The sequence below is a fragment of the Chelatococcus reniformis genome (genome assembly GCF_014640075.1).
In the GTDB taxonomy this organism is placed as follows: Bacteria; Pseudomonadota; Alphaproteobacteria; order Rhizobiales; family Beijerinckiaceae; genus Camelimonas; species Camelimonas reniformis.
Genome location: NZ_BMGG01000001.1, coordinates 263,491 through 288,284, shown reverse-complemented (window position 1 = coordinate 288,284; position 24,794 = coordinate 263,491). Strand labels below are relative to the sequence as shown.

Genomic DNA, 24,794 nt, shown 5'->3' with positions numbered 1-24,794 from the left:
GTGGCCGTCGTCCGGCTGCCCGAGCGATCGCCTGCCGTGCCGGCCGCCGCCCGTTTCGAGCAGGCCGTGATGGGCCGGCCGGGGCTGGCCGCGAGCTTTGCCGCCGCGCGCCGCCGCATCGGCCTGCTCGTGGGTCACGCCGCCCTCGACGCCTGGATCGCCCAGGGGGCTGCGCTCTACGCCGCCAACGCAGGCCCGCGCGTGCTGACGGCGCTGTGGGAGCTGGAGGGGCGCCTGTCGCCCGGCCCGGAGGGCGGCGCGCTGCTCGCCATCGGCCGCGCCGTGCACGAGGTCTGCCGCCATGCCTCGTCGGCCGCTGCGGTTGCCGCGATCACGGCTGCCGCGGCCCGCACGCGCCATGGCAGCGACGGCGGCGAGGCGGCCGCCCTCCTGGCCGTGCTCGCCGACGCCGCCCGGCGCGCGCCTGACGTGGTGCCGCTGGTCGCCGCGCTCGCGCCTGGCCGGCTGGCGGCGCTCGAGGCTGATGCCATCGCCGGTTGGATCGGCGACGGCATCGGCCTCTATCCCCAGGATCGGCGGCGCCGGGCCGCCTATTTCGAATTGCGCGATCCGCTGGCGCTGAGCCGGCTCGCCATCCACGCGGGCGCCTCGCGCTTTGCCGCCCATGAGCCGCGCCTGATGCACCTGACGCGCGCCGTGTGGGGCTTCGACCTCAGGGCGCGGCCGATCGGCGACGGCGGCTTGCGCCGCACGCGGCTGGCCGGCAGCCTGCTCCTGGTGCCGGAGCCGATGCCGCAGGTGCCGGGCGAGCGCGCCGATGCCTTCTTCGAGGCCATGGCGATGCATGGTGCCGCGCACCGGCGCTTCACCACCGAGCGCTTTGCGGTGGGCAAGCTGAAGCCGATGCAGCTGGCGCTCACCGCCCTGATCGAGGATGCGCGCGTCGAGCTGCTGGCGGGCGCCGCCTATCCGGGGCTGCTCGCCGTGTGGCGGTCGTTTCACGCCATCCCGGCGTCGCGGGCGCAAACCGTGGAATCGCTGTTCGCCCGGTTGTCGCGCGCCCTCGTCGACCCGGGTTTCGCCGACGGCGACGGCTGGATCGGGAAGGGGCGGGCGCTGTTCGCCGCCGCCTTCGCCGCCACGCCCGAGCGCCAGGACATCGCGCGCGAGATCGCCAATGTGCTCGGTCACGATCTCGGGCAATTGCGCATCCCCTTCATCGCCAAGAGCTATGTGGTCGAGCCCGCCTATCGGGACGACGGGCTCGGGCTGTTCGATGCGGCCGACACGGACCCGGACAACAGCGAGGCGCTGGAGCTCTTGATCGAGGCGGCCCGCGTCGAGCAGCGGGAGCAGGAGGTGGCGGGCGACGAGGCGCCGCCAGCGGAGGAGCAAGAGCGGGCCCGTCCCAGCGCCGTCGCCGCGCCGGAGGAGGAGGAGGGCCGCGTGCTCGCCATCTATCCCGAATGGCACCACCGGCTGCGCGCCGAGCAGCCCGACCATGCCACCGTGCGCGACTATGCGCCGCCGGCGGCGCGCCGCGACTGGCTGGAGGCGGCGCTCACTCCGCATGCGGGTCTGCGCGCCCGCATCGGCGCGCTGGTCGCCGGCGCCAAGCTCGACCGGCCGGTCCGCCTCAAGCGCCGCCTGGAGGGCGAGGAGATCGACATCGAGGCGGCGCAGGAGGTGATGATCTCGCGGCGCATCGGCGAGACGCCGGATCCACGCATCCACATGCTGAAGCGCCGCCAGCGGCGGTCGGTCGCCGTGACCTTGCTCATCGACGCCTCCGCCTCGACCGGCGATGCGGCGGGCGGCGACGGCGGCACCGTGCTTCAGACCGCCTGCGTTGCCGCCGCCTTGCTGGGCGAGGCTCTGGCCGGGCTCGGCGATCCGCTGGAGGTCCTGGCCTTCTCGTCCAACGGTCGCGGCGACGTCAGGGCGATGACCCTCAAGGCCTTCGCCGAGGGCGCCGAGGCTCTGGCCGCGCGCCTCGCGGCGCTCACCCCCGGCTATTCGACCCGGCTCGGGCCTATGGTCCGCCACGCCGCGCAGGGGCTGGCGCGCCAGTCCACCTTTCGCAAGGTGCTGATCGTGATCAGCGACGGCGAGCCGTCCGACGTGGATGTCGACGACCCCGGCTATCTGCGTGAGGATGCCAAGCATGCGGTGGCGGCGGCCCGCGCCGCCGGCCTCGACGTCTTCTGCGTGGGATTGGGACCGGGCGCAGAGGTGGGTGCCCGAGCCATCTTCGGCCGCCGCAACACGCTCGCCGTGCACCGCATCGCCGACCTGCCGCAGCGCCTCGCCGCGCTCTACTTCCGGCTGACGGTGAGCTGAGGAGCCATCAACGGGCCTGAGATTCCAATGAGATGGATGCTCGGGTCAAGCCCGACCCTAACGTTGAGAATACAGCCCTTCCGGTCCAGCCCCGTCATGGTCGGCTTGACCCGACCATCCGTCCGCTCGGTAGGCTTGACCTCTGCATACCCCTTTGGGGCCCGGAGCCCCTCCTACTTGCGCCGCGGTGTCGGCTCGACGCCGAAGCGGGCGGTGAAGGCGGCCGCGAACACCGCCGTCATCGCCGTCTGGAAGGAGGCGCCATCGTGGGCAAGGACGCGCACGCCCAGGCCGCAGCCGGCCGGCAGCGCGGTCACGCCGGCGAGGACGCCGCTCGCGCCCAGGCGCTCGCCCAGCGCCTCGGGCGACAACGCTGCGCCCAGCCCCAGCAACAGCGCGCTGCCGGCCACGCGGTAGCCGTTGAGCGGCCCGCCGGGCGCCGCCAGATCGGCACCCGCCACCCGTTGCCGGTCGACGAGGATGGGGCGTCCGCCGATCCGGACTTCGGTGACCGAGCGAAACGATTGCGGAGCGGCGCCCAGCCCCTGGGGATCGTGCAGCAGGAAGCCGTCGTTCAGCACGGCGCCAGCGCCGGGGGCCAGGTCGACGGCGAGCTCGGTGTCGGGCGCCGAGCCCGGAAAGAGGATCAGGGGGTCGGGCCCGTAGGCGAGAAAGCCGCCGGCGCCCACCGCCAGCCGCACGCGCATGCGCGCCGTCTTGCCGGCGGGGCCGAGCACCATGGTCGAGGCCTGCGTGGTCAGGTGCAGCGCCGCGCCCGGCCCCACGGCGACGGCGGCGTTGAGGTCCTCGTCGGCATAGAGACCGCCGGAGGCCGATTGCATGTAGAGCGTCGCCACCTCGGGCCGCAGCGGATCGAGCCGGAACGGCCGGGTGAGGTGGAAGGGGTAGGTGACGAACTGCGCGGTGAGCACCGTGTGGGCGCCGCGCCGTTCGGCGCGGAGGTCGAGCTCCGGCCGGCGGCGGCCGGCCTGCGCGAGCCCCCGCCGCCAGGCCGCGGAATCCACCGGCCCGTTCACCGCTCCACCAGCACGGCACGGGCGATCGCCTCCGCCACCGCGTCGATGTGGAAGCCGCTGCGGCAGTTGGTGCCGATGATCGGCCGGCCGTCACGCACCGCCTCGGCCTCCGCCAGCATCTGCGCCAGGTCGACCCCGACGTGCGGCGCCAGGTCGATCTTGTTGACCACCAGCAGGTCGCACTGGAGCACGCCCGGGCCGCGCTTGCGCGGGATGTCGCCGCCGCCGGCCACGTCGATGACGAAGATCCACCAGTCGACGAGATCGAGCGAGAAGGTGGAGGCGAGATTGTCGCCGCCCGATTCGATGATGACCAGCTCGACGTCGGGGAAGCGCTCGTCGAGCTCGTCGGCGGCGAGGAGGTTGAGCGTCGGGTCCTCACGGATCACCGTGTGCGGGCAGGCGCCGGCCTCCACCGCGAGCACGCGCGCCGGGTCGATGATGCCGCTGCGGCGCAGGCGCTCGGCATCCTCGGCGGTGACGAGGTCGTTGGTAATGACGGCAACCGAAATGCCGCGGGCCTGAAGCATCGGCAGCAGCTGCTCGATCAGGGCGGTCTTGCCGGAGCCGACCGGGCCGCCGATGCCGATGCGGGCGGCGCCGTGCAGCGCCGGGCGCGACTGGCCGTCCGGTGTGGGGGCGAACAGGCGGTCGAGCATCATCGCAACATGTAGCGCTGGGCGAGCGGCAGCCGGGTCGCCGGCTCGCAGGTGGCGAGGACGCCGTCGACGAAGACGTCGAAGGTGGCGGGATTGACCTCGATGTGGGGTACGGCGTCGTTGTGCAGCATGTCGGCCTTGGTGAGCCGCCGGGTGCCCACGGCCGGCAGCAGAGCCTTGCCGAGGCCGAGGCGCGGCGCCAGCCCCGCCTCGATGGCGAGGGGGTGCACGAAGCAGGCGGAGAGCGCCTTGGCGGCGCCGGCGAAAGCGCCCCACTGCGGGCGCAGCGCCAGCGGCTCGCAGGTCATCAACGAGGCGGCGCTGTCGCCCATGGCGCCCCAGGCGATGAAGCCGCCCTTGATCACCAGCTCCGGCTTGGAGCCGAAATAGGCCGGCCGCCAGATCACGATGTCGGCGAGCTTGCCGTCCTCGAGCGAGCCGATCTGGGCGTCGATGCCGAAGGTCCTGGCGGCGTTGATGGTGTATTTGGCGACGTAGCGCTTGATGCGCTCGTTGTCGCCGAAGGTCGCCTCCTCGGGCAGGCGGCCGCGCTGGTCCTTCATCTTGGAGGCGAGCTGCCAGGTGCGGGTGATGACCTCGTTGATGCGGCCCATGCCCTGGCTGTCGGACCCCAGCATCGAGATGGCACCGATGTCGTGCAGGATGTCTTCCGCCGCGATGGTCTGCGGCCGGATGCGGCTCTCGGCGAAGGCGACGTCCTCGGGAATCGCCGGGTTGAGGTGGTGGCACACCATCGTCATGTCGAGGTGCTCGTCGAAGGTGTTGACCGTGTAGGGATTGGTCGGATTGGTCGACGAGGGCAGGCAGTGGGGGATGCCGGCGACGCGGATGATGTCGGGGGCGTGGCCGCCGCCGGCGCCTTCCGTGTGGTACATGTGGATGGTGCGCCCGCCGATGGCCGCGAGCGTGTCCTCCAGGAAGCCCGATTCGTTCAGCGTGTCGGTGTGGATCTGGACCTGGAAATCGAGCTCGTCGGCCACCTTGAGGCAGGCGTCGATGGCCGCCGGCATGGAGCCCCAGTCCTCGTGCAGCTTGAGGCCCAGGCAGCCGGTGCGCATCTGCTCGACCAGCGAGGCGGGCTTGTGCGAATTGCCGCGGCCCAGGAAGCCGAAATTGATCGGCCACGCCTCCGAGGCCTGCAGCATCTTGCCGACGTTGAACGGGCCGCCGCTGTCGATGCCCACGGTGATGGGGCCGAGGGAGCCGCCGATCATGGTGGTGATGCCGGCGGCGATGGCGTGCTCGCAGAGCTGGGCGCTGTCGAAGTGCACGTGCACGTCGATGGCGCCGGCGGTGGCGATGAGGCCTTCGCAGTCGCGCACCGTGGTGGCGGCGGAGACCAGCAGGCGCGGATCGACGCCGTCCATGATGGCCGGGTTGCCGGCCTTGCCGAAGCCGACGATGCGGCCGTCGCGGATGCCGAGGTCGCCCTTGGCGATGCCGAGCACCGGGTCGATCACCAGCACGTTGCACAGCAGAAGGTCGAGCGCACCCTCGGCACTGGTGAGGCCGGCGACCATGCCGATGCCGTCGCGCAGCGTCTTGCCGCCGCCGTGCAGGCATTCGTCGCCGTAGACCGCGTGGTCCTTCTCCACCACGGCGATGAGCGAGGTGTCGCCCAGCCGCACCCCGTCGCCGGTGGTGGGCCCGTACATGGCGGCGTAGTCGCGGCGGCTGATGCGCGTCATGGGGTCTCCGTCTGGGAACGCGGCGCCATCGTCACGCGCCCTTGAAGCCGGCGGCGCGCGCCCGGGCGAGCGCCCCCTGGGCCGCCGCATCGCCGGCCGTCGTGCCCTCGGTCAGGGCGTTGAGGCCGCTCACCTCCCGGCGGCCGCCGAAGGCCACCAGCTTGACCTCCTTCGACTGCCCGGGCTCGAAGCGCACCGCGGTGCCCGCCGGGATGTCGAGGCGCATGCCGAAGGCGGTGGCGCGGTCGAAATCCAGCGCTTTGTTGGCCTCGAAAAAATGGAAGTGGCTGCCGACCTGCACCGGCCGGTCTCCCGTGTTGATCACGATCGCCGCGGCCGGCCGGCGACCGGCGTTGAGCTCGATGTCGCCGTCGGCCGGGATGATCTCGCCGGGCGTCGGCCCGGCATCGGCGGCCTCGTGGCCGGGCCGGATCGGCTCGTGCACGGTGACCAGCTTGGTGCCGTCGGGAAAGGTCGCCTCCACCTGCAGCATGGGCGTCATCGCGGCGACACCCGGCATGACGTCGTCGGTCGTGAGGATGGAGGCGCCGTACGACATCATCTCCGCCACCGAGCGGCCGTCGCGCGCGCCCTCCAGGATCTCGTCGCAGATGAGGGCGATGGCCTCGGGCGCGTTGAGCTTGAGGCCGCGGGCGCGCCGTTTGCGGGCGAGCTCGGCGGCGGTGAAGATCGTCAGCCGTTCGTATTCGGTGGGCGTCAGCAGCATGGCCGTCCCGTCAGTTGGAGAAGAGGCGCAGCGGCAGGGTCGCCTGCCGCATGGCGGCGATGTCGGCGAAGGGGGTGAACCCCGCGATCTCGGCGCCGGCGGCGACCGGCGCGGCGCACACACTCGCCACCTCGGCCAGGAGCGGGCCGGTGAGAACCTGGGCGCGCAAGGCGCCGACGAAGCCCAGGCGCACGCTTGCCGCCAGGCCGGCGGCGGTGAGCCCGTAGCCGGAGAGAGCGACCGCCGTCGCCTCCTCGAGCCCGATGGCGCGCCAGCAGAAGCCTTGCACGCACGCGAGCGTGCCCGGCGTCTCGCCGGCGGCCACCGCCGCCGCGTAGACGTCGGCGCCGGGCGTGCCCAGCCGCCGGTGGGTGGCGAGCAGCGCCCGGCCGTTGCGCGTCGCCCCTTCGCGCAGCGTGGCGCAGACGGTCGAGCGATCGAGGTCGCGGTCGGCGTCCGCCACGGCGCCGATGTCTGCGCCGCCCCGGTGGGCGAGGGCCAGGGCGACCCGATCGGCGCTCGCCCAGCGATGGCGGATCTGCTCGCGGATGAAGGCGGCGACCGCGGCTTCGTCCGGCTTGCCGCCGGCCAGCGCCGCCAGCCCTTCAAGTCCTTGCGAGAAGGCGAAGCTGCCGCTGGGAAAGGCGGAATCGCCATGGCGCAGAGCGGTGAGCAGGGTGAGGACGGGATCGATGGATCGGTCTCCTCTCAGGCCGCCCGGGCTTTGGGGGTGACCACGACGACGCGGCCGCGCTCGATCAGGTCGGCGATGCGGGCGAGGTAGGTGTCGGCCGGTTCCTCCAGCGCGATCTCCAGATCGCCGCCCGTGAAGCGCACCCGCCAGTGCAGGTTGCCGGCGGCGTAGCCGAGCGACAGCGCATCGGCCGCCGTGACCGGCCGCAGCCGCAGCCAGTTCTCCTGCGACACGCGCACGACGATGGCGCGCCGGTCCTCCATCAGCAGCACGGCGCCATCATAGAGGCACTCCGTCCGCGGCAGCGCGATCATGCACTCGGTGCCGTGGTCGGTGATGGCGCGCAGGCGCCGCCGGGCCATGTCGCGCGTCTCCAGGCTGATGGTCTCCACCTGGCCGTGATGTTGGATGTCGTGCAGCCAGCGCGACAGCATCGGATCGATGCGCGAGCCGATGATGGTCGTCACCGTGATCGCATGCCCGGCGCCCCCATCATGGGAATGGGCATGCTCGGCGTGGTGATGGTGGTGATGCAGGTGCCCCGTCATGACGCCAGGAGCTCCCTGAGCTTGCGGTCGAGGAAGCGCACGTCCTCGGGATTGGTGCCGGGGCCGCCGGCGAAGTGGCCCCAGATCGACGGCACGGGGATCAGCTCCGCGTTCGGCATCCCGGCCACCTCGCTGGCGCTGTCCTCTGGCGGGAAGTAGAGGTCGGTCTGGCCCGGCATCACGAAGGTCCTGGCCTTGATCGCCGCCAGCGCCGCCTGGAAGTCGCCCTTGTAGAGGTCGTTGTCGCTGATATCGCCGTTCTGCCAGGTCCACAGCATGGTGAGCAGGTTGTTGGCGTCCTTGGGCAGGAAGAAACCTTCCCAAAAGCCCACCAGAAAGTCCTCCAGCGAGGAATAGCCCATGGCCGTAAGGTCGAGCTCTGCGCGGTAGAACGCCTGGGAGAAGCCCCAGCCGGCGTAGACGCGGGCGGCGGCGCGCAGGCCCTTTGCCGGCTTGTCCGTGTACCAGCCGTCCAGGAACGCAGCGTCCGCCGTCAGCGCCGCCTTCACCCCTTCCAGGAAGACGAAGTTGTGGCGCGAGCACTTGGCCGAGCCGCAGAACGGCGCCAGCAGGTCCATCATATCCGGGTACATGGCGCCCCAGTGGAACGTCTGCAGCGCGCCCATGGACCAACCGACGACGAGGCGGATATGGGAGATGCCGAACAGCTCCGTCACCAGCTTGTGCTGGGCGCGGACGTTGTCGTACGCCGTCACCTTGGGAAAGCGGCTGGCGTTGTAGGGCTCCGGCGTGTTGCTGGGCGATGACGACAGGCCGTTGCCGAGCATGTTCGGAATGATGATGAAGTATTTGGCCGGATCGAGGGCCATGCCTTCGCCGATCAGCCACTCGTTGTCGTAATGCTGACCGGAATACCAGGTCGGATAGACGATGACGTTGTCCTTGGCGGCGTTGAGCTCGCCGAAGGTCTTGTAGGCGAGCTTGGCGCCCCTCAGCGTGGCGCCGCGTTGGAGCGTGAAGTCGCCCAGCTCGAAGGTCGCGTAGTCAACCGCCATGATCCCCTCCGTGAACGCCGGCTCGGCCAGCTGCGTTGTGCGGCGCCCCCGCCCGTCGGGGCTCCGCGCCGCCGTCGGTCCCGGGCCCGTCAGGCGGCCTGCGGCTTCGGGGCTATCGCGTAGGAGAGGCCCCAATAGGCGGCGCCCGCGACGATCCCGGACGAGAGGGCCGTCGACAGCTGTGGCGCGTAGAATTCGACGACGAAGGCCGCCAGCGAGCCGATGGCCCAGGCGCCAAAAGCGGTCGGGCGCCAGTCGCTGGTCGCCTCGGCCTGCGGCCGGATCACGTAGCGGTCGAGCAGCATGATGACGCCGATGGGCGGCACGAGAATGCCGAGGAGCGACAGCCACTGGATGAAGAAGGCCCAGATGTTGCCGGCGGCGACGGCGATGCCGATGGCGCCCAGCACCACCGCCATGACGCGCATGTGGGTGCCGAGGATGCGCGACCAGCCGGTGGCCGCGTTGTACAGGCAGTGCGAGCAGACCGAGCCGAGGTTGATGTAGAGGAACAGGAAGGCGAGCACGCTGAGCCAGCCGACGTGCAGCGAGTTCATGTAGCCGAACATGTTGTCGGCGCCGAACGGATTGGCGTTCGGCACGGCGAGGGCCGCTGTCATGATGCCGCCGACCAGCATGGCGACCAGGTTGGCCACGGGGAAGGCGGAGAATGTGGCGATCAACGAGTGGGTGCCGTTCTTGGCCCACCGGTTGAAGTCGGCGGTGACGGTGCCGGCATCGATGAACAGGGCGATCACCACGGTGAGGCCGACCCCCATGGACATGGTGGCGACGCCGTTGTTGCCGGCATAGCTCATGATCGCACTCCAACCCGCGGTCGCGGCGGCGTGCCCGGCGACGAAGACGCCGAGGATGACGAACAGCGGCACCGAGACCAGGCCGATGTAGTGCAGCCCCTTCACGCCGACGAAGGTAATGGCGATGTAGAGGAGGCCCGCCACGACGGTCATGGCGACGTAGTTGAGGCCGTAGGTGCCGCTGATCAGCGCGCCGGTGATGCCGGTCTGCACCGCGTACCAGCCGAGCAGCAGGGTCGACAGCAGCCCCGAGGCCAACATGTAGCCCTTCTGGCCGAACACCTTGTTGGCGATGAGCGCGAAGTTGGAGCCGGAGCGCATGCCGAGATGACCGAGCGCTGCCACATAGGCCAGCATGATCAGATTGCCGACCACCATCGCCACCAGGGCACGCGAGAAGCCCATGCCGAGCACGAGCAGCGATCCGGTCATGGCGCCGGTGATGATCATGGGAAAGCCGGCCCAGACCAGGATCATCGAGAACAGGCCGTGGCGCGCCGCGGCCGGCACCGGATTATGTTCGTATTCATCACCCAGGACGTGATCGATTTCGTCCGTCGCGGTCTGTGCCGTTGCTTGGCTCATCTGCTGCCCCTCGCGTCTGCCGTGTTGTCGCCGAGATCCCTGCACGCTCCATCACGATGAGCTGGCACCGGGCGGCCCTTCGGGCGACCGATACTCGCCAGCGGCCGCCTTGCCTTGCTCACGGCCCGTTTCGTCATGGCCGGGGCCGATCCCGGCCATGATCGGGGCGACCGGCTAGCGGTGTCCGCCGGCGACCTTGAGTGGGATGCCTTCGATCGGGTTGTCCTCGACGCCGGGAGCCTGGCGCGTCAGCGCCTCCACCATGTCGCGGGTGCCTTCCGGGTCGTTCGCCCATTTCTTGTAAAATTCGAAGGGCAGCGCGCAGGTGCCGCGCGGATCCTCACCCGAGTTGATCATGCCTGTGTAGCCGCGGTGCAGCAGCTTGTAGAGGTGGTTCTGCGCCTGGCCCTTGACCCGCGCCTCGCGGATCAGCGGCACCGACAGTTGGGCGTACTGGATGCCCATCTCCTCGGTGCCGCATTCGCCGAGCGTGCGGCCGTCGAAGCCGACGATGGCGGAATGGCCGAAGTAGGTGTAGACGCCGTCGAAGCCGGCGGCGTTGGCCACCGCGACGTAGACATTGTTGGCCCAGGCCATCGCCTTGGCCATGACGATCTGCTGTTCCTTAGCCGGGTACATGTAGCCCTGGCAGCGCACCACCAGCTCGGCGCCCCGCATGGCGCAGTCGCGCCAGATCTCGGGATAGTTGCCATCGTCGCAGATGATCAGGCTGATCTTGAGCCCCTTGGGGCCTTCCGAGACATAGGTGCAGTCGCCGGGATACCAGCCCTCGATCGGCACCCACGGCATGATCTTGCGATACTTCTGAACGATCTCCCCCTTGTCGTTCATCAGGATCAGCGTGTTGTAGGGCGCCTTGTTGGGATGTTCCTCATGGCGCTCGCCGGTGAGGGAAAAGACACCCCAGCACTTGGCGGTGCGGCAGGCCTCGGCAAAGATCTCGGACTCGTCACCGGGGATTTGCGATGCGGTCTCGTACATCTCGCCCGGATCGTACATGATCCCGTGTGTCGAGTATTCCGGGAAGATGACGAGGTCCATGCCCGGCAAGCCGCGCTTCATGCCGATCATCATCTCGGCGATCTTCTTGGCGTTGGCCAGAACTTCCGCGCGTGTATGGAGCCGCGGCATCTTGTAGTTGACGACGGCAACGCCGACGGAGTCTTTGCTGGAAGAGATGTCGCCGTGTTGCATGACATTTTCCTTCTCGGGGCATCCGCGCGGACGTCTGCTGGCATCGGTCCGGCCGTGGCGGCCACACGTTTTCGTTGCGCCGGCTGGAGGCCAGCGGCTGAATCGGGCGGAGGTCGCGCCGGCACGCCGGCGGCGTGGCAACTGCGCGGATCGGTCGGATGTCGCCGGCTCGGACATGGCCGCGCCGGCTGGAACGATTTGCTCCAGCACTTCAGACATCGGGCGCGTTACTTGCCGCCAAAGCAGTCAATGCGGCCGCAACGCGCGCCAAGATCGGTACGTCATGGAGCGCTGCACCGACGTCCCTGTCGGCAGCTGAAAACAAAAAAGCCCAAGCGCTCCCGCAGGAGGACTTGGGCTTCCTAGCCACTTCGGACGGACAGCACTGTCTCGTCCGATCTGCCGCTAAGCGGCGGGTTCATCGCGAACCTTCAAAATTCAATCATCGTTTCTGATCGAATGCAAGAGCTCATTGGCGTTGATGATCGAAGTCGCGATCTCGTCCATGGAGACCCGCTTGGCCATCGCCTGCTTGCGGATCGTCTGGTAGGCGGCCTCCTCGCCGACGCCCTGGAGCGCCATCAGGATCGACTTGGCCTTCTGGATCCGCTGCATGCTGGACAGCTTGCGTTCCAGCTTCGTCACACGTTTCTGCTGCTCGATGCGGTCGAGCCACAGGCCGCGCGCCAGCAGCAGGTTGGTGAGCACGCCGAACGGGCGGATCGGCCGCTCCATGGCGGCGAGCGCGCCGATCTCGAACAGCAGCTCGAGGGTGCTCGGATTCTCGTAGTCGACGATGGCGACGGTCGTCGGCGGGATGCCGTCGATGTTCCTGACCAGCCGCGACAGCTCCGTGCGATACTCATGGTCGACCGACAGGAACAATACATCCGTCGTCGCGGGGATCGCCTTGGGAATCGGCCATTGCGCCTCCGCCCGGCAGCCGATGCGCTTGATGTGGTCGACCAGGATCTGTCCGTCCGTGTTGGCGGGGTGGATGATCAGGACCGAGAGCCCCTTGAGGCTCTTGAGCGGCGGCATGGCCATCGGGTCAGGTGGCCCGGGCCGGGGCCCGGCCTCCCGGTGACCAGTCGTTCATGGCGCCGGAGACGAAATAGGGGTCCGGCTTCATGCGCACGTTGGGGTTCCAGATGATGCGGAACTGTTTGTCGGCGTCGAGCCTGGCGACGCGCGGCCACAGGTACGTATGGTGATTCTCTGGGTCGAGCGCCACGGCCCCCTGCGGTGCCTCGAATCCGACGCCGCGCATGGCCGCGACGATGTCGCGGCGGTCGAGGCTGCCGGCCTGCGCCAGGGCCGAGGCGACGAGGTGCACCTGGAAATAGGCGGCCTCGGCTGCCGCGGTGACCGGGATGTCGGGCCCGAAGCGCTCGCGGTAGGCACTGACGAAGGCAAGGTTCGCCGGTGTCTGCAACGACGCGAAATAGGGCGCTGCGGTGAGGTGGCCTTCGGCGGCCTCCGCCGACATCTCGGCAACCTCGGCCTCGCTCGTCGTCAGGCTGGCGATCGGATTGACCAGGGCGTTGAAGCCCGCGCGGCGGTAGGCCTCGTAGAACATCGCCGTGCCCGCCCCGACGATGGTCGAGAAGACCGTGTCCGGCTTGAGCTTTTCGATCTGGCGCAGGGTGCGCGCGAAATCCTCCGGGGCAGGCGACAGCGGCACGTACAGCTCGTCCAGCACCTTGCCGCGCGCTTCGATGATCAGATCGGAGAAGATGCGGTTGGATTCGTACGGAAAGATGTAGTTCGATCCCACCAGCAGTACGCGGTTGCCATGATTCTCCAGGATGTATTTCGCCAGCGGCAGCGAGTTCTGGTTGGGAACGGCGCCTGTATAGATGCAATTGGGGGAATACTCGAAGCCTTCGTAGAGCGTCGGGTAGACCAGCAGCGCGTCGCGTGCCTCGACGAGCGGGAGCACCGCCTTGCGGGCGCTCGACATGTAGCAGCCGAAGATAATGCGCGCGCCATCGTCCTTGAGCAGTTGCTCGGCGAACTGGCGGTACAGTTTTGGATTGGATTGCGGATCCTGCACCAGCGGTTCGATGGGGCGGCCGCCGATGCCGCCGCGGCGGTTGATCTCGTCGATGGCGAGCAGTGTCGCCAGAAGCTGTGTGCGCTCGACCGCGCTGGTCACCCCCGACGACGAGAACAGAACGCCGACCTTCAGGGGCTCGTTCGGCCAACCGGGCGCTGCTGCCATCGCGGATCCCATTCGAAAAAAGAAAAGCTCTCGCCGCGCCTGCGGTCGAGAGCTTCCTGCTCGTGCGCCGGGCAGCGTCCTTGCTGCTCTGGCAACGGCCAGAATAAGCCAAATTCCATGCGGGGCAAGGCGGTGTTTTTGGTGAGGGGACGGGGCGCGGCGGCGCCTGCTTGCCATCCGCCGCCCGTTCATATATGTGTAGGTACACTATTGATGAGGCCAAGCTTGAACGATGCCACGCCCGCCCTGGGGGCTGATCGCTCCCGTGTCGTCACCTGGGTCGATCCAGCTGCCGGTCGTTCCGCCACCGCAGGCCTATCGGGCCTCGAGATCATGCAGGGCATCCGCGATCGCCGGTTTCCGCCGCCGCCCATGGCCGCGCTCATCGGCTTCGACTGCACGGTCGCCGAAGAAGGGCGGATCGCCATGGAACTGGATTCGCGAGAGGATCTGGAGAATCTCGCCGGCATGCTGCACGGGGGCGCCGCCGCGACGGTGCTCGACACGGCCATGGGCGCCGCGGCGCACACGCTGCTGCCCGCCGGCTGGATCTCGGTGACGCTCGACATCAAGCTCACCTACATGAGGCCGATCACCCTGCGCTCCGGCCGCGTGCGCGGCACGGGCCGGGTGCTCAACCGTGGACGGCAGACTGCCTATGTCGAGGGAGAGCTGCGCGACGGCCGCGACGCGCTGTGTGTGCACGCCGTCGGCAATTTTTCGCTCATCGCGCCGGAGCGGGGGTGATGGCCGACCCGTGGTGGCGCGCCGCACCCTGCACGGCGTCTTGATCGCGTGCGATGGATGATCGGCTTGAGGCCGGCCACGACATTGCAGGAAAGGGCTGTTCGCCCTCGCCCGCGCCATGGCCGGGGGCTTGATGTTGGCCCGGCCCATCGACTTCAGAATGCGGCGCGCCGCGGCACAAGCGCGGCAAGATCGCTGCGCAGCGCCGTCAGCTTGGGAACACCTCGCGCAGCTTGAGCTTCCAGAACTTGCCGGTCGACGTGCGCGGGATGGCGTCGAGCACCTCGTAGCGGTCGGGCAGCTGCCACTTGGCGAAGACGCCGAGCAGATGCTCGTTCAAGGCTTCCGGCGTTGCGGTTTGGCCGGGCTTGAAGACGATGCAGGCGAGGGGCCGCTCGTTCCACTTGGGGTGGGGGACGGCAATGACGGCGGCTTCCGCCACCGCCGGGTGGGCCATCAGGCTGTTCTCCATGTCCACCGAGCTGATCCATTCGCCGCCGCTCTTGATCAGGTCCTTGGTGCGGTCGGTGATGCGCATGTAGCCATGCGGGTCGATGGTGGCGACGTCGCCGGTGCGCAGCCAGCCGTCGGCGGTGTGCTTGTCGAGGTCGGCCGGCAGGTCATGGTAGCCGCCGGTGATGTAGGGGCCGCGCACCTGCAGCTCGCCCGGCGTCTTGCCGTCCCACGGGATCTCCTCCCCGTCCTCGCCGACGAGGCGCACGCCGACCATCGGCACGGGCACGCCGGCGGTGGCGCGGCGGCGGAACTTGTCGTCCTCGCCGGCGTCGGCGAGCTCGGGCTTGATGTAGCTCATGGTGCACAGGGGCGATGTCTCCGTCATGCCCCAGCCCTGGCACAGGGTGACGCCATGGTCGGCAAACGCCCGGATCAGGCTCTCGGGCGCCGCCGAGCCGCCGACGATGCTTCGCATGCCCCGCGGCAGCGCCCAGCGCCCGGGGTTGGCCTCGATCGCCTGGATGAGCGACAGCCAGATCGTCGGCACGCCGAGCGACAGGGTCGGTGGAACCTCCTTGATCAGATCGAGCAGATCGTCGGCGTGAAGATGCGGGCCCGGCATCACCAGGCTGGCGCCGGTCATGACAGCGCCGTAGGGCATGCCCCAGCAATTGGCGTGGAACATCGGGGTCACGGCCAGCACCACGTCGCTGCCGCTCAGCGCCCAGTAGTCGGGCAGCGAGGCGGTGAGCGAGTGCAGCACGGTCGAGCGGTGCGAGTAGGCGACGCCCTTGGGACGACCGGTGGTGCCCGAGGTGTAGCAGAGGCCGATCGGGTCGGTCTCGTCGTGGGGCGCCGGGGTAAAGGGCTGGCCGACGTGCGGCCCGATCAGCGTCTCGTAGTCGGCGAGATCGGCCGGGACCGATTCGCCGCCGAAGGGAAAGACGATGACCTTCTCGAAGGTGTAGTGCTCGGCCACCTGCCGGTAGAGCGGCAGCAGGATGTCGTCGACGATGAGCACGCGATCCTTGGCGTGATCGGCGATCCAGGCGATCTCCTCGCCGGACAGCCGCAGGTTCAGCGTGTGCATCACCGCACCGGAGAGCGGAATGCCGAAGTAGCATTCCAGGTGCACGTGGTGGTTCCAGCACAGCGTCGCGACGCGATCGCCCTTGGCGATGCCGAGCCCCTTGAGCGCATGGGCAAGCCCTCGCGTGCGGGCCGCCACCTCCGCGTAGGAGTGGCGCTTCAGGCTCTTGTCCGGCAGCCGGGAGACCACCTCCGACTGACCGAACAGCTTGTCCATGCGCGCGAAAATCGAGTTCAGCGACAGCTGATCCGACATCATCGTCGACTTCATGTTCCCCTCAACCGCTCTTCCCGCTGGTGCCGCGGCAGCCGCCGTGCACGCCGCTGATCGCCCGCATATTCCGCATTCGGCCGGGCAGGTCAAAGAATTGTCACGAGGCTGGGATTGTGCGCCTCGCGTCGCGCGGCATCGGCCTCGACAACGAGAGCTGGCTCGGGTGGACCTGCCTACCTCGCCGGACGACCGAACAACCGCCGCAACCCGGCCTTGGCGGCGTTGAGCGTGCGCAGCCGGCGCCGGCTCAGGTTGTTGCCGGCGCGATTGATGTAGAAGGTCAGCATCGACATGGCCGCGCGGAGCCCGCCTTGCGGCGCGGGATCGCTTCGGCCGAATGCTTCAACGACCGGGCGATGTGCTTGGGATCATCCGAAGCGAAGACGCCGCCCTCCAGATCGAGGGCGTCGCTATGCCGGGTCACCTCGGCCGACCATCTGGACTTGTCCGTCATGGCGAATGCTCCGCGGCGGGCGGCCGCGGAGCGCCGGGTTTCGCTCAGGCGGCGGCGACACCTTTTCTGACGCCGTTCATGCCCTCCGCCTGCGTCTCCAGGGGCAACGTCCGCTCGGCCTCGTAGATGTAGTCGCGCGTCAGAGGCACGGTCTCGAGCGAGCGTGCGACTTGGATCTGGAAGATCATCATCCCGCCGTGGCGGAAGGCCGCTTCCGACGCCGCGAGATAGAACTCCCACATACGGCAGAAGCGTTCATCGTAAAGCGCTTTCACCGCCTCACGGTTCCGCGTGAAGCGCTCGCGCCAGGCCTTCAGCGTCTCGGCGTAGTGCAGCCGCAGAATCTCGATGTCGGTGACGATGAGGCCGGAGCGCTCGATGGCCGGCAGCACCTCCGACAGGGCCGGGCAATAGCCGCCCGGGAAGATATATCTCTGGATCCACTTGTTGGTCGAGCCGGGGCCGTCCGAGCGGCCGATGGCGTGGATGAGCGCCACGCCGTCATCGGTGAGCGACGTGGCGACCTTGCGGAAGAAGCCGTCCAGGTGGTTGACGCCCACATGCTCGAGCATGCCGACCGAGACGATGCGATCGTAGCGGCCGGTCTCGTTGCGGTAGTCGCAGAGCTTGAAGTGCACCCGCTCGTCCAGGCGCGCCGTCGCCGCCCGCTGCTGGGCCACCGCGAGTTGCTCCTCGGACAGCGTGATGCCGGTGACATCGACGCCCGCGGCGCGGGCCAGATAGAGCCCGAGGCCGCCCCATCCGGAACCGATGTCCAGCAGCTTCTGGCCGGGTCGCAGCAGCAGCTTGGCTGCCAGGTGACGCTTCTTCTGCGCCTGCGCCAGCTCCAGCGAGTCGCTCGGATGCATGAAGTAGGCGCACGAATACTGGCGGTCGATGTCCAGAAAGTTGTCGAACAGCGCGTCGGACAGGTCGTAATGGTGCGCCACGTTGCGCTGCGCCGTGCCAACCGGATTGTATTGGTCGAGCCGTCTGGCCACCATGCGCCGCCAGGTGTTGAGACGATCGAAGGGCCCCGAATGCTTGAGCGTCCAAGCATTGCGTGCGACCAGCTCGACGAGCCCGTAGATGTCGCTTTCGACCATGTCGAGGCCGCCGGACATGTAGATTTCGCCCGCGGCCACCTCGGGGTCGAGCAGCAGTTTGAACGGCGCGCGGCGGTCGTTGATGCGAATGGTGACCGCCGCGCCGGTCCCGTCACCGTAGGTCGATGTCCCGCCCGACGCGTCCAGCACCTTGAGAGTGCCTTGCTGGATCAGGGGCTTGAGCAGGAGGTCGAGAGCTTTCATCGGCAGGCTCTTCTTGTTCTTGCCCGCCGGCCGACGCACCAGTGGTAACCCGATGCGCGGTGCCGGGCAGCGTATCAACAATGCTGTCGCCGGCCTGTCGGGCAACGCCCTTTCATCGAGCCGGTCAGCGCCCACGACGCCGAGCCAATATCGGCGCTGCGCAAGACTATGACGACACGGTGTCGGTGAGCAACCACAGTTGATTGCTTTCATTCCGCAGTTGCGTTGGCCGCAGACGTTGCGTCATGCCCAGCTGCCGCGCGCGACCGGCCTCGTCGGAGGAGCGCCGCCGGTTCACGCGTTGGTCCTTCCCGGCAAGGCCGTCGCGCGGCCTCCAGGATTGCAGTGAAGACATGGCAGGCCCACCGCGCCACGGGCGCGTGCGGGGATCCTCGCGGCGACGGTTGACCGATCCTGTATCTACACGCATATGCCTATGCGTGCAGTGCAGCATCGTTTTCGCGCGCTGTCGGAAGGATGAGCCATGACGCCGATTTCGACCCTCCTGGCCAGTTTGACCCCTGCGGGCTCGGGCTTCGCCGGCTCCGTCAGCGAGGATTGGCAGCAGGGGCGCACCACCTACGGCGGCCTTTCGGCCGCGCTGTGCGTGGAGGCTGCGCTGCGTGCCAACCCCGGGCTGCCGCCCCTGCGCTCGGCTCAGTTCAGCTTCGTCGGCCCGGCGGGCGGGTCGGTGAGCATGGTGCCGACCGTCCTGCGCCAGGGCAAATCGGCCGCCTTCATCGGCGTGGACCTTGCCGGGGAGCAGGGGCTGGCGACCCGCGCCATGCTGACGTTCGGAGCCAGCCGGACCTCCAGGCTCGCCTACGCCCGCCTGCAGATGCCGGAGGTGCCGGGCCCCGACCGTTCGCCGTCATTCTTCGGCGACGCTCCGGGGCCGACTTTCGCCCGCCATTTCGAGTTTCGGTCGGCCGGTGCGGCGCGTCCGCTCAGTGGCGCGGCGACGCCCGAATACTTGATCTGGCTGCGCCATCGGGACACCGAGGCGGGCAATGGGCTCGCCGCCCTCATTGCCCTTGCCGACGCGCCGCCGCCGGCGGCCATTGCGATGCTCACGGAGTTCGCGCCGATCAGCACCATGACCTGGCTGGTCGACATGCTCTCCGATACCATCGCCGACCACCAGGAATGGCGGCTGATCCGGTGTCGCTGCGAAGCCGTCGCCGACGGCTACGCCACTCAGGAGATCGCCGTCTGGTCGCAGGCGGGCCAGCCCCTGATGCTGGCGCGGCAGACTATTGCAGTATTCGCCTGAGCGGCGAATGCGGGTGTCGCCGGCGCAAAGCCGCTGCCCGCGCGCGCAAATCATGGTCTAGAAGACCGTGAGGCGTCTGCCGGCCGGGTCGCGTACCACGGACCGGCCAGCGCCGTCCCGGCCGATGTCGGCGCGGGTGCCGAGGCCGAATCGCGGGTTTGCTTGCATGGCGGGACGATTGCGGGGCCACCTGGACGAGATCAGCGAGGACGGCTGGGCCTCGGGGTGGGCCCAGGACGACGACGATCGGGGGCAGCCCATCCTGTTGGAGTTCGCGGTCAACGAGCGCATCGTCGGCGTGATCGCCGCCGACCAGTTCCGCCAGGACCTGCGCGACGCCGGCTTTGCCAATCCGAACTGTGCGTTCTGGTTCAAGCTGCCCGACGACGCCTTCGAGGAAGGGACCTACCTGGTCTCGGTGCGTGCCGCCGGGAACGGCGCGGAGCTGCGCAATTCGCCCCAGCAGGTTCAAGTCGGCAGCCTTGAACCGAGCGCGCGCGCCCAGGCCGCCAACCTGCTGCCCAATGCCGATTTTCAGCGCTGGCCGCGCAGCGTCTCGGTCACGGTCGCGGAGGGGCTGACCGAGGTCGCGGAAGGCTGGTTCGTCGAGGCCGACGCACGCATGCCCGCGCGGGTCGTCGCTTCGCTGGCCAAGCCGGTAGGCATGGGCCTGGCCGATGACGAATGCGCTCTGAAGATCGCCACCGGCCAGCTTGGCGGCCGCGTATGGCTGATCGTTCCCCTCGACGCGAGGCCCCAGGCATCGACCGCCTGCTCGTTCTCCTGCTCGTTCCGGCGGCCTCTCGGCGGCGCGGAGCCGGGGCTGCGCTGCGCGGCGATCCGCCTGTCCGTGCTGGACGGCGCGGCTCGCCACGAGGTGGAGGTCATCGGCCAGGATGTGGCCGCAAGCCGAAGCGTGCGCGTCGCCGACGTGCCGGTCGTGCTCGATCCGGAGGTGCTGGCGCGCCATTCGCCCGGCGCCCGCTTCGCCCTGACCTTCGAGTTCGTCGGTGCCGGCGAACTGGTGATCGCCCTGCCGTGGCTCGGCTTGCCGCTGCGGCCCCGCGTCGTCGCCGACAGTCCCGAACGCTTCGAGGACGCCAATGTCTTCGAGCAGGCGCAGATGCTGAAGCTCTCGCCGATCTGGTCGGCCGGCGTGCGGGCGGTGCCGTCGCCGGCGGCACCCCAACCGCCACGCCCGGCGGCGCCTGTCTCGCCCACCGGCGTGCAGCAGCGACTTCCGTTCGTGCAGATCGTCGTGCCGGTGTTCAATGCCGTCGCCGACACCCTGGAGCTGATCGATTCGATCCTGCGCGAGGCGCGCTCGCCGATCGAGATCATCGTGGCGGACGACCATTCGAGCCCGTTCCTGCTCCACCACGCCGACACCTGGCATGTCCAGGATCCGCGCATCCGCGTCCTGCGCAACGCCGAGAACGTCGGTTACACCCGCAACGTCAACCTGGCGCTGCAAACGGCCGTCGCCGACTTCGTCGTGCTGATCAACAGCGACACCGTCGTGTCCCCCGGCTGGCTCGAGCGGATGATGGCCGTCCTGCTGGCCGACGAAACCGTGGCCGCCGTCGGGCCGGTCTCCAACGCTGCTTCGTGGCAATCGGTGCCATTGACCAAGGGGCGGGACGGGCAATGGGTGGTCAACGTGCTGCCCGGCGCGCTCACCGTGGCGGACATGGCGCGCACCGTCTCCCGGGCCAGTCTGGCGGCCCATCCGGAGTTTCCGCTGCTCAACGGCTTTTGCACCCTCTTTCGCCGGGCCGCCTTGGACGGGGTGGGTCACTTCGACGACGAGAGTTTCCCCTCCGGCTACGGCGAGGAAAATGATCTCTGCATCAGGCTGGGACGCGCCGGGTGGAAGCTCAGGGTGGCCGACGATGCCTACGTCTTTCACAAGAAGTCGCGCTCGTTCGGCGCCGACGTACGCGCCGAGCTCTCGGGCCGGACGAGCCAGGTCTTGGCCGCCAAATATCCCGAGATCGTCATCGCCGATCTGGAGGAGACGATGCGCGCGTGCGAGCCGTTGAACGCTCTGCGGCGCCGGCTCGGTGAGCTGCTGGCGAGCGAAGGCGCCGCCGGCATGAACGACAGGTAGCGATGGACGCCGCTCCTGCGGTGAGCCAGCGATTGACGCTACAACGGAGCGGCGCCGCATTGATTCGTGACCGCGAGCGAGGAGGAGCCGTACATTGTTGTCGGTGATGTTCATCCTTCCCGTGGCCGGCGAGAGCGGCGGCGCCCACTCGGTCATGCAGGAGGCGGACGCCATGGCGCGCCTCGGCGTGCCGGTGGCGATCGCCGTCGACCAGGTCAACGCGGAGCGGTTGCGCGCTGCCTACGACGACCTGCCCCTGATCGCCGGCCAGATCGTCGGGTTCGGAGGCGCCCACGACCTGGCGAGCCTGATCGCGCAGCGGGCGCCCAGCGTCGTGGTGGCCACCACCAACGAGTCGGTGCACACCATCGCGGCGGCCGTGACGGGCGCCGGCGGGCCGGGCCGCACGAAATTCGCCTACTACATCCAGGATTACGAGCCGTTCTTCCACGACCAGGGCAGCGACGACTGGCTGGCGGCCCACGCCTCCTATGGCCTGATCCCGGGCATGACCCATTTTGCCAAGACCCGCTGGCTGCAGGAGGTGGTGGAGGCCAACCACAAGGTCCCGGTCCGCAAGGTCGAAGCGAGCATCGACCACACGGTCTACTTCCCGGATCTCGCGGCGCGCGCTCGTGCACGCGACCGCTTCATCGTCGCCGGCATGATCCGGCCCTGGACCCCGCGCCGGGCGCCGCGCCGCACGGCGCGGCTGCTCAATCAGGTGGCCGAGACCTTGGGCGAGAACGTCTCGTGTCTGTCGTTCGGCTGCGAGGCCCAAAGCCTCAGGGCGAGCTCCCTGGCGCTCAACGGCGTCCAGCACGTCGGCGTGCTGCGTCGCCATGAGGTCGGCGAATTGTTCCGCGGCGTCGACCTGTTCCTCGACCTGTCCGACTACCAGGCCTTCGGCCGCACGGCGCTGGAGGCCATGTCCTGCGGCTGTCTCGCGGTGGTGCCCGCGCATGGGGGCGCCTACGAGTTCGCGTCCCACGGGCGCAACGGCTTCATCGTCGACACGCGCCGCGACGCCGACATCCTCCAGGCGGTCGAGGCCTTCCTGGGCCTTTCGGGCCCGGATCGCGGCAGCATGATCATGAACGCCGTCGCCACCGGATACCGCTATAGTGCCGAACGCGCGGCGCTCTCGGAGATCGAGCTGTTCCTCTCGCTCTGACCGCTGCCCCTGAGGGTTCCTCGAAGAGATGAGCCAACCCGCTCGGAATGCGCCTTGGCGCCGCAGAGGAGCCGATATGCCGCAAGCCCCCGCCCGGCCGCGCATCGCCATCACCTATTGCACCCAATGCCAATGGCTGCTTCGGGCGGGCTGGATGGCGCAGGAACTACTCTCCACCTTCGGTCCGGACCTGGCCGAAGTGGCGCTCGTGCCGGGGACCGGCGGCGTCTTCCACATCGCCTGTGACGGCGAGACGATTTGGGAGCGCAAGGCCGACGGCGGCTTTCCCGACGCCAAGGAGTTGAAACGGCGCGTCCGGGACCGCCTCGATCCGGGGCGCGACCTGGGCCACATCGACCGCCACCGCTAAGCTGGCGGCTCTAGTTGCGCGAAGGTGCACTGGCGCGGCGCCTTGTCCGGCCGCCAGCGGACGAGTTTGGTCCCATGCCTGAAGCGGCCGCCGGTGACGTGGCCGAAGCGCACCTCCACCACAAGCTCCGGCGCGAGCGGCTCCCAGGCGCTGCTGCGCTCGGTGCTCCAGCGGCTTGGGCCGCCCGGTGCCCTCCCGGTGAAGCCCGGCGGCGCACGCAGCGCTTCGAGTTCGCGCGTGATCCTGGGGCGCTCAAGGTCGCCGATCGTCGCGGTGAACCCGACGTGGTCGAGGAGGCCGGCGCGATCATAGAGCCCGAGCAGCAGGGAGCCGACCTCTCGGCTGGCGGATTGGTAGCGAAAGCCGCCGACGACGCAGTCGGCGGTGCGCCGCCGCTTCACTTTCACCATCGCGCGCTCGCCCGGTCGATAGGCATCGTCCAGGCGCTTGCAGACGATGCCGTCCGTCGCTTCGCCGGATTCGCGGAGCCATTGCCGGGCTTCGCCTGCGTCGATGGTTCGCGGCGAGAGGCGGACGACCTGGCCGGCGCCAGCGGCCGCGACGAAAGCCTCCAGCAGCCGACGGCGTCGGCGCAGCGGCTGCGCCGTCACGTCGTGGCCGTCTGGGGTGACCAGCACGTCGAACAGGATCAACTCCGCCGGCGTCGTTGCCGCGAGCTTGCCGATGCGGCTCGCCGCCGGATGCAGCCGCATCTGCAAGGCCTCGAAGGAGGGCTTGCCGTCGAGCCGAATGACCAATTCGCCGTCGACGACGAAGCGCTCGGCCGGGAGATGCTGCAGGGCGGTCACGATCTCCGGAAAGTACCGGCCGAGGGGCTTGCCGGACTTGGCGCGCAGCTCGACGGCGCGCCCCGCCTTGAAGGCAACGCAGCGGAAGCCGTCCCACTTGGGCTCGAATTGCCATGGCCCATCGTCTTCAGGAAGCGCTTCGGCGGACCGGGCCTCCATCGGCGCGGTCTCGAGCGGCAGGGTGAACACCTGGGGCGCGGCAGCGCGCGTTCGCGTGGGCGGGCGAGTGGCGGGACGGGTGACGCTCAAGCGGGCTGCTCCGGTCGGATCGAGGTGATTTCACCAACGTTGCGCTCGGCCGGCGGTTCCCCCACGCTGACGGAACGATCGCCGGGCGGCGCGGTTGGCGCTATAGTTTGAAACGACCGCGCCTTTGCGATCGGGTGAGCCCGCCCGATCCGGCGGTGCCCCAGGCCCGAGCCGCCATGACAGCGTGCGACCCGTCATTTCGAGACCGGCGCGACGCGGGGCGCCAACTCGCCGCAGCCTTGCGGCACCTTGGTGGCCGAGAGGCGCTCGTGCTGGCGCTGCCGCGAGGCGGCGTTCCCGTTGCCTTCGAGGCGGCCCGGGCACTCGATGCCGAACTCGACGTCCTGCTCGTCCGCAAGATCGGCGCGCCCGGCCAGCCGGAGCTGGCGCTCGGCGCCATCGTCGGCGGGGCGGAGCCGGTGCTGGTGCTGAACGACGACCTCGTGCGCGCCATCGCCCCGCCGCCCGGCTACATCGCGGCGGCGGAGGCGCGGGCGCTGGCAGAGATAGAGCGGCGCCGGACCCGCTATGGCGGTTGGCCCGGCACGCAGGTGCGCGGGCGGACCGTCATCGTCATCGACGACGGCATCGCCACCGGTGCGACGGTCAGGGCCGCCTTGCAGGCGATCTGCCGCGGCGGGCCGGCGCGGCTGGTGCTGGCCGTGCCGGTGGCGCCGGCCGATGCGCTGCCTGACCTCGCGCCGCTGTGCGACGAACTGGTCTGCCTGGCGACGCTGGACCCCTTTCGTGCTGTCGGCCTGGCCTACGAGGACTTCTCTCAGACCTCGGATGAGGAGGTCGTCGCCCTGCTGGAGCAGGCGAGAGGGACGGGCGATCGGGGGGATTCGCTCGAGCGCTGAGAGGTCCTTCTCGTCAATGCTCCAACCGCCCGAAAGGGGCGCGCTTGCTGGCGATCGGACGGGTCCACCTCGTCGGATGTGCTCTA

21 protein-coding genes and 1 pseudogene are annotated in these 24,794 nt (G+C 69.2%); 7 read left to right on the top strand and 15 right to left on the bottom strand.

Going from position 1 to position 24,794, the window contains the following annotated elements; genetic code table 11:
• Positions 1 to 2,301 carry a nitric oxide reductase activation protein NorD gene (locus IEW34_RS01280; RefSeq protein WP_188607317.1) on the top strand — a complete coding sequence of 767 codons (2,301 nt, stop codon included), beginning with the start codon at positions 1 to 3 and terminating at the stop codon, positions 2,299 to 2,301.
• Between the two features lie 173 nt (positions 2,302 to 2,474).
• Here IEW34_RS01280 and IEW34_RS01275 read toward each other — a convergent pair whose 3' ends face one another.
• From IEW34_RS01275 to IEW34_RS01225, 11 genes are all read right to left on the bottom strand, one after another.
• The gene (locus tag IEW34_RS01275) at positions 2,475 to 3,326 is read right to left on the bottom strand and encodes an urease accessory protein UreD (RefSeq protein ID WP_188607316.1); all 852 of its coding nucleotides are present in this window, start codon (positions 3,324 to 3,326) and stop codon (positions 2,475 to 2,477) included.
• An 8-nt stretch (positions 3,327 to 3,334) separates the two neighbouring features.
• On the bottom strand, positions 3,335 to 3,997 hold the full coding sequence (ureG, locus tag IEW34_RS01270) for an urease accessory protein UreG (protein WP_188607925.1): 663 nt from the start codon (positions 3,995 to 3,997) through the stop codon (positions 3,335 to 3,337).
• Positions 3,997 to 5,706: an urease subunit alpha gene (gene ureC, locus IEW34_RS01265; RefSeq protein ID WP_188607315.1), complete on the bottom strand. Its 1,710-nt coding sequence runs from the start codon at positions 5,704 to 5,706 to the stop codon at positions 3,997 to 3,999. The genes ureG and ureC overlap by 1 nt, the downstream gene beginning before the upstream one ends.
• A gap of 31 nt (positions 5,707 to 5,737) precedes the next feature.
• Complete coding sequence (locus tag IEW34_RS01260) at positions 5,738 to 6,433, bottom strand: urease subunit gamma (protein WP_188607314.1); 696 nt, start codon at positions 6,431 to 6,433, stop codon at positions 5,738 to 5,740.
• Between the two features lie 10 nt (positions 6,434 to 6,443).
• Positions 6,444 to 7,025, bottom strand: a complete 582-nt coding sequence (locus IEW34_RS01255) for an urease accessory protein UreF (RefSeq protein WP_280516259.1) — start codon at positions 7,023 to 7,025, stop codon at positions 6,444 to 6,446.
• 116 nt (positions 7,026 to 7,141) lie between these two features.
• Positions 7,142 to 7,675, bottom strand: a complete 534-nt coding sequence (gene ureE, locus IEW34_RS01250; protein ID WP_188607313.1) for an urease accessory protein UreE — start codon at positions 7,673 to 7,675, stop codon at positions 7,142 to 7,144.
• Positions 7,672 to 8,691 carry an alpha/beta fold hydrolase gene (locus IEW34_RS01245; RefSeq protein WP_188607312.1) on the bottom strand — a complete coding sequence of 340 codons (1,020 nt, stop codon included), beginning with the start codon at positions 8,689 to 8,691 and terminating at the stop codon, positions 7,672 to 7,674. Before IEW34_RS01245 ends, ureE begins: the two co-directional genes overlap by 4 nt.
• Before the next feature lie 89 nt (positions 8,692 to 8,780).
• On the bottom strand, positions 8,781 to 10,094 hold the full coding sequence (locus IEW34_RS01240; RefSeq protein WP_188607311.1) for a purine-cytosine permease family protein: 1,314 nt from the start codon (positions 10,092 to 10,094) through the stop codon (positions 8,781 to 8,783).
• A gap of 174 nt (positions 10,095 to 10,268) precedes the next feature.
• On the bottom strand, positions 10,269 to 11,309 hold the full coding sequence (locus tag IEW34_RS01235; RefSeq protein WP_188607310.1) for an aliphatic amidase: 1,041 nt from the start codon (positions 11,307 to 11,309) through the stop codon (positions 10,269 to 10,271).
• A 438-nt stretch (positions 11,310 to 11,747) separates the two neighbouring features.
• The gene (locus IEW34_RS01230; protein ID WP_308424352.1) at positions 11,748 to 12,350 is read right to left on the bottom strand and encodes an ANTAR domain-containing response regulator; all 603 of its coding nucleotides are present in this window, start codon (positions 12,348 to 12,350) and stop codon (positions 11,748 to 11,750) included.
• 10 nt (positions 12,351 to 12,360) lie between these two features.
• On the bottom strand, positions 12,361 to 13,533 hold the full coding sequence (locus IEW34_RS01225; protein WP_188607308.1) for a transporter substrate-binding domain-containing protein: 1,173 nt from the start codon (positions 13,531 to 13,533) through the stop codon (positions 12,361 to 12,363).
• A 225-nt stretch (positions 13,534 to 13,758) separates the two neighbouring features.
• Here IEW34_RS01225 and IEW34_RS01220 point away from each other — a divergent pair, with 225 nt between their 5' ends.
• Positions 13,759 to 14,280: a PaaI family thioesterase gene (locus tag IEW34_RS01220; RefSeq protein WP_244641675.1), complete on the top strand. Its 522-nt coding sequence runs from the start codon at positions 13,759 to 13,761 to the stop codon at positions 14,278 to 14,280.
• Between the two features lie 208 nt (positions 14,281 to 14,488).
• On the opposite strand, the gene IEW34_RS01215 is transcribed toward IEW34_RS01220, so the two are convergent.
• From IEW34_RS01215 to IEW34_RS01205, 3 genes and pseudogenes are all read right to left on the bottom strand, one after another.
• Entirely contained in the window at positions 14,489 to 16,096 is a 1,608-nt protein-coding gene (locus tag IEW34_RS01215) for a long-chain fatty acid--CoA ligase (RefSeq protein ID WP_188607307.1), read from the bottom strand.
• 176 nt (positions 16,097 to 16,272) lie between these two features.
• Positions 16,273 to 16,553 (bottom strand): annotated as a pseudogene (locus IEW34_RS01210) (DUF3175 domain-containing protein).
• 44 nt (positions 16,554 to 16,597) lie between these two features.
• Positions 16,598 to 17,863 carry a cyclopropane fatty acid synthase gene (locus IEW34_RS01205; RefSeq protein ID WP_188607306.1) on the bottom strand — a complete coding sequence of 422 codons (1,266 nt, stop codon included), beginning with the start codon at positions 17,861 to 17,863 and terminating at the stop codon, positions 16,598 to 16,600.
• A gap of 484 nt (positions 17,864 to 18,347) precedes the next feature.
• Here IEW34_RS01205 and IEW34_RS01200 point away from each other — a divergent pair, with 484 nt between their 5' ends.
• From IEW34_RS01200 to IEW34_RS01185, 4 genes are all read left to right on the top strand, one after another.
• Positions 18,348 to 19,136 carry a thioesterase family protein gene (locus IEW34_RS01200; RefSeq protein ID WP_188607305.1) on the top strand — a complete coding sequence of 263 codons (789 nt, stop codon included), beginning with the start codon at positions 18,348 to 18,350 and terminating at the stop codon, positions 19,134 to 19,136.
• 166 nt (positions 19,137 to 19,302) lie between these two features.
• Entirely contained in the window at positions 19,303 to 21,246 is a 1,944-nt protein-coding gene (locus tag IEW34_RS01195; RefSeq protein WP_188607304.1) for a glycosyltransferase family 2 protein, read from the top strand.
• Positions 21,247 to 21,349: 103 nt separating this feature from the next.
• Complete coding sequence (locus IEW34_RS01190) at positions 21,350 to 22,420, top strand: glycosyltransferase (protein WP_244641771.1); 1,071 nt, start codon at positions 21,350 to 21,352, stop codon at positions 22,418 to 22,420.
• Positions 22,421 to 22,496: 76 nt separating this feature from the next.
• Positions 22,497 to 22,790, top strand: a complete 294-nt coding sequence (locus tag IEW34_RS01185; RefSeq protein ID WP_188607302.1) for an Rdx family protein — start codon at positions 22,497 to 22,499, stop codon at positions 22,788 to 22,790.
• Here IEW34_RS01185 and IEW34_RS01180 read toward each other — a convergent pair.
• Positions 22,787 to 23,848: an ATP-dependent DNA ligase gene (locus IEW34_RS01180; RefSeq protein ID WP_373288172.1), complete on the bottom strand. Its 1,062-nt coding sequence runs from the start codon at positions 23,846 to 23,848 to the stop codon at positions 22,787 to 22,789. The genes IEW34_RS01185 and IEW34_RS01180 overlap by 4 nt on opposite strands.
• Before the next feature lie 176 nt (positions 23,849 to 24,024).
• Here IEW34_RS01180 and IEW34_RS01175 point away from each other — a divergent pair, with 176 nt between their 5' ends.
• Positions 24,025 to 24,708, top strand: a complete 684-nt coding sequence (locus IEW34_RS01175) for a phosphoribosyltransferase (RefSeq protein ID WP_188607301.1) — start codon at positions 24,025 to 24,027, stop codon at positions 24,706 to 24,708.
• Positions 24,709 to 24,794: the final 86 nt, after the last annotated feature.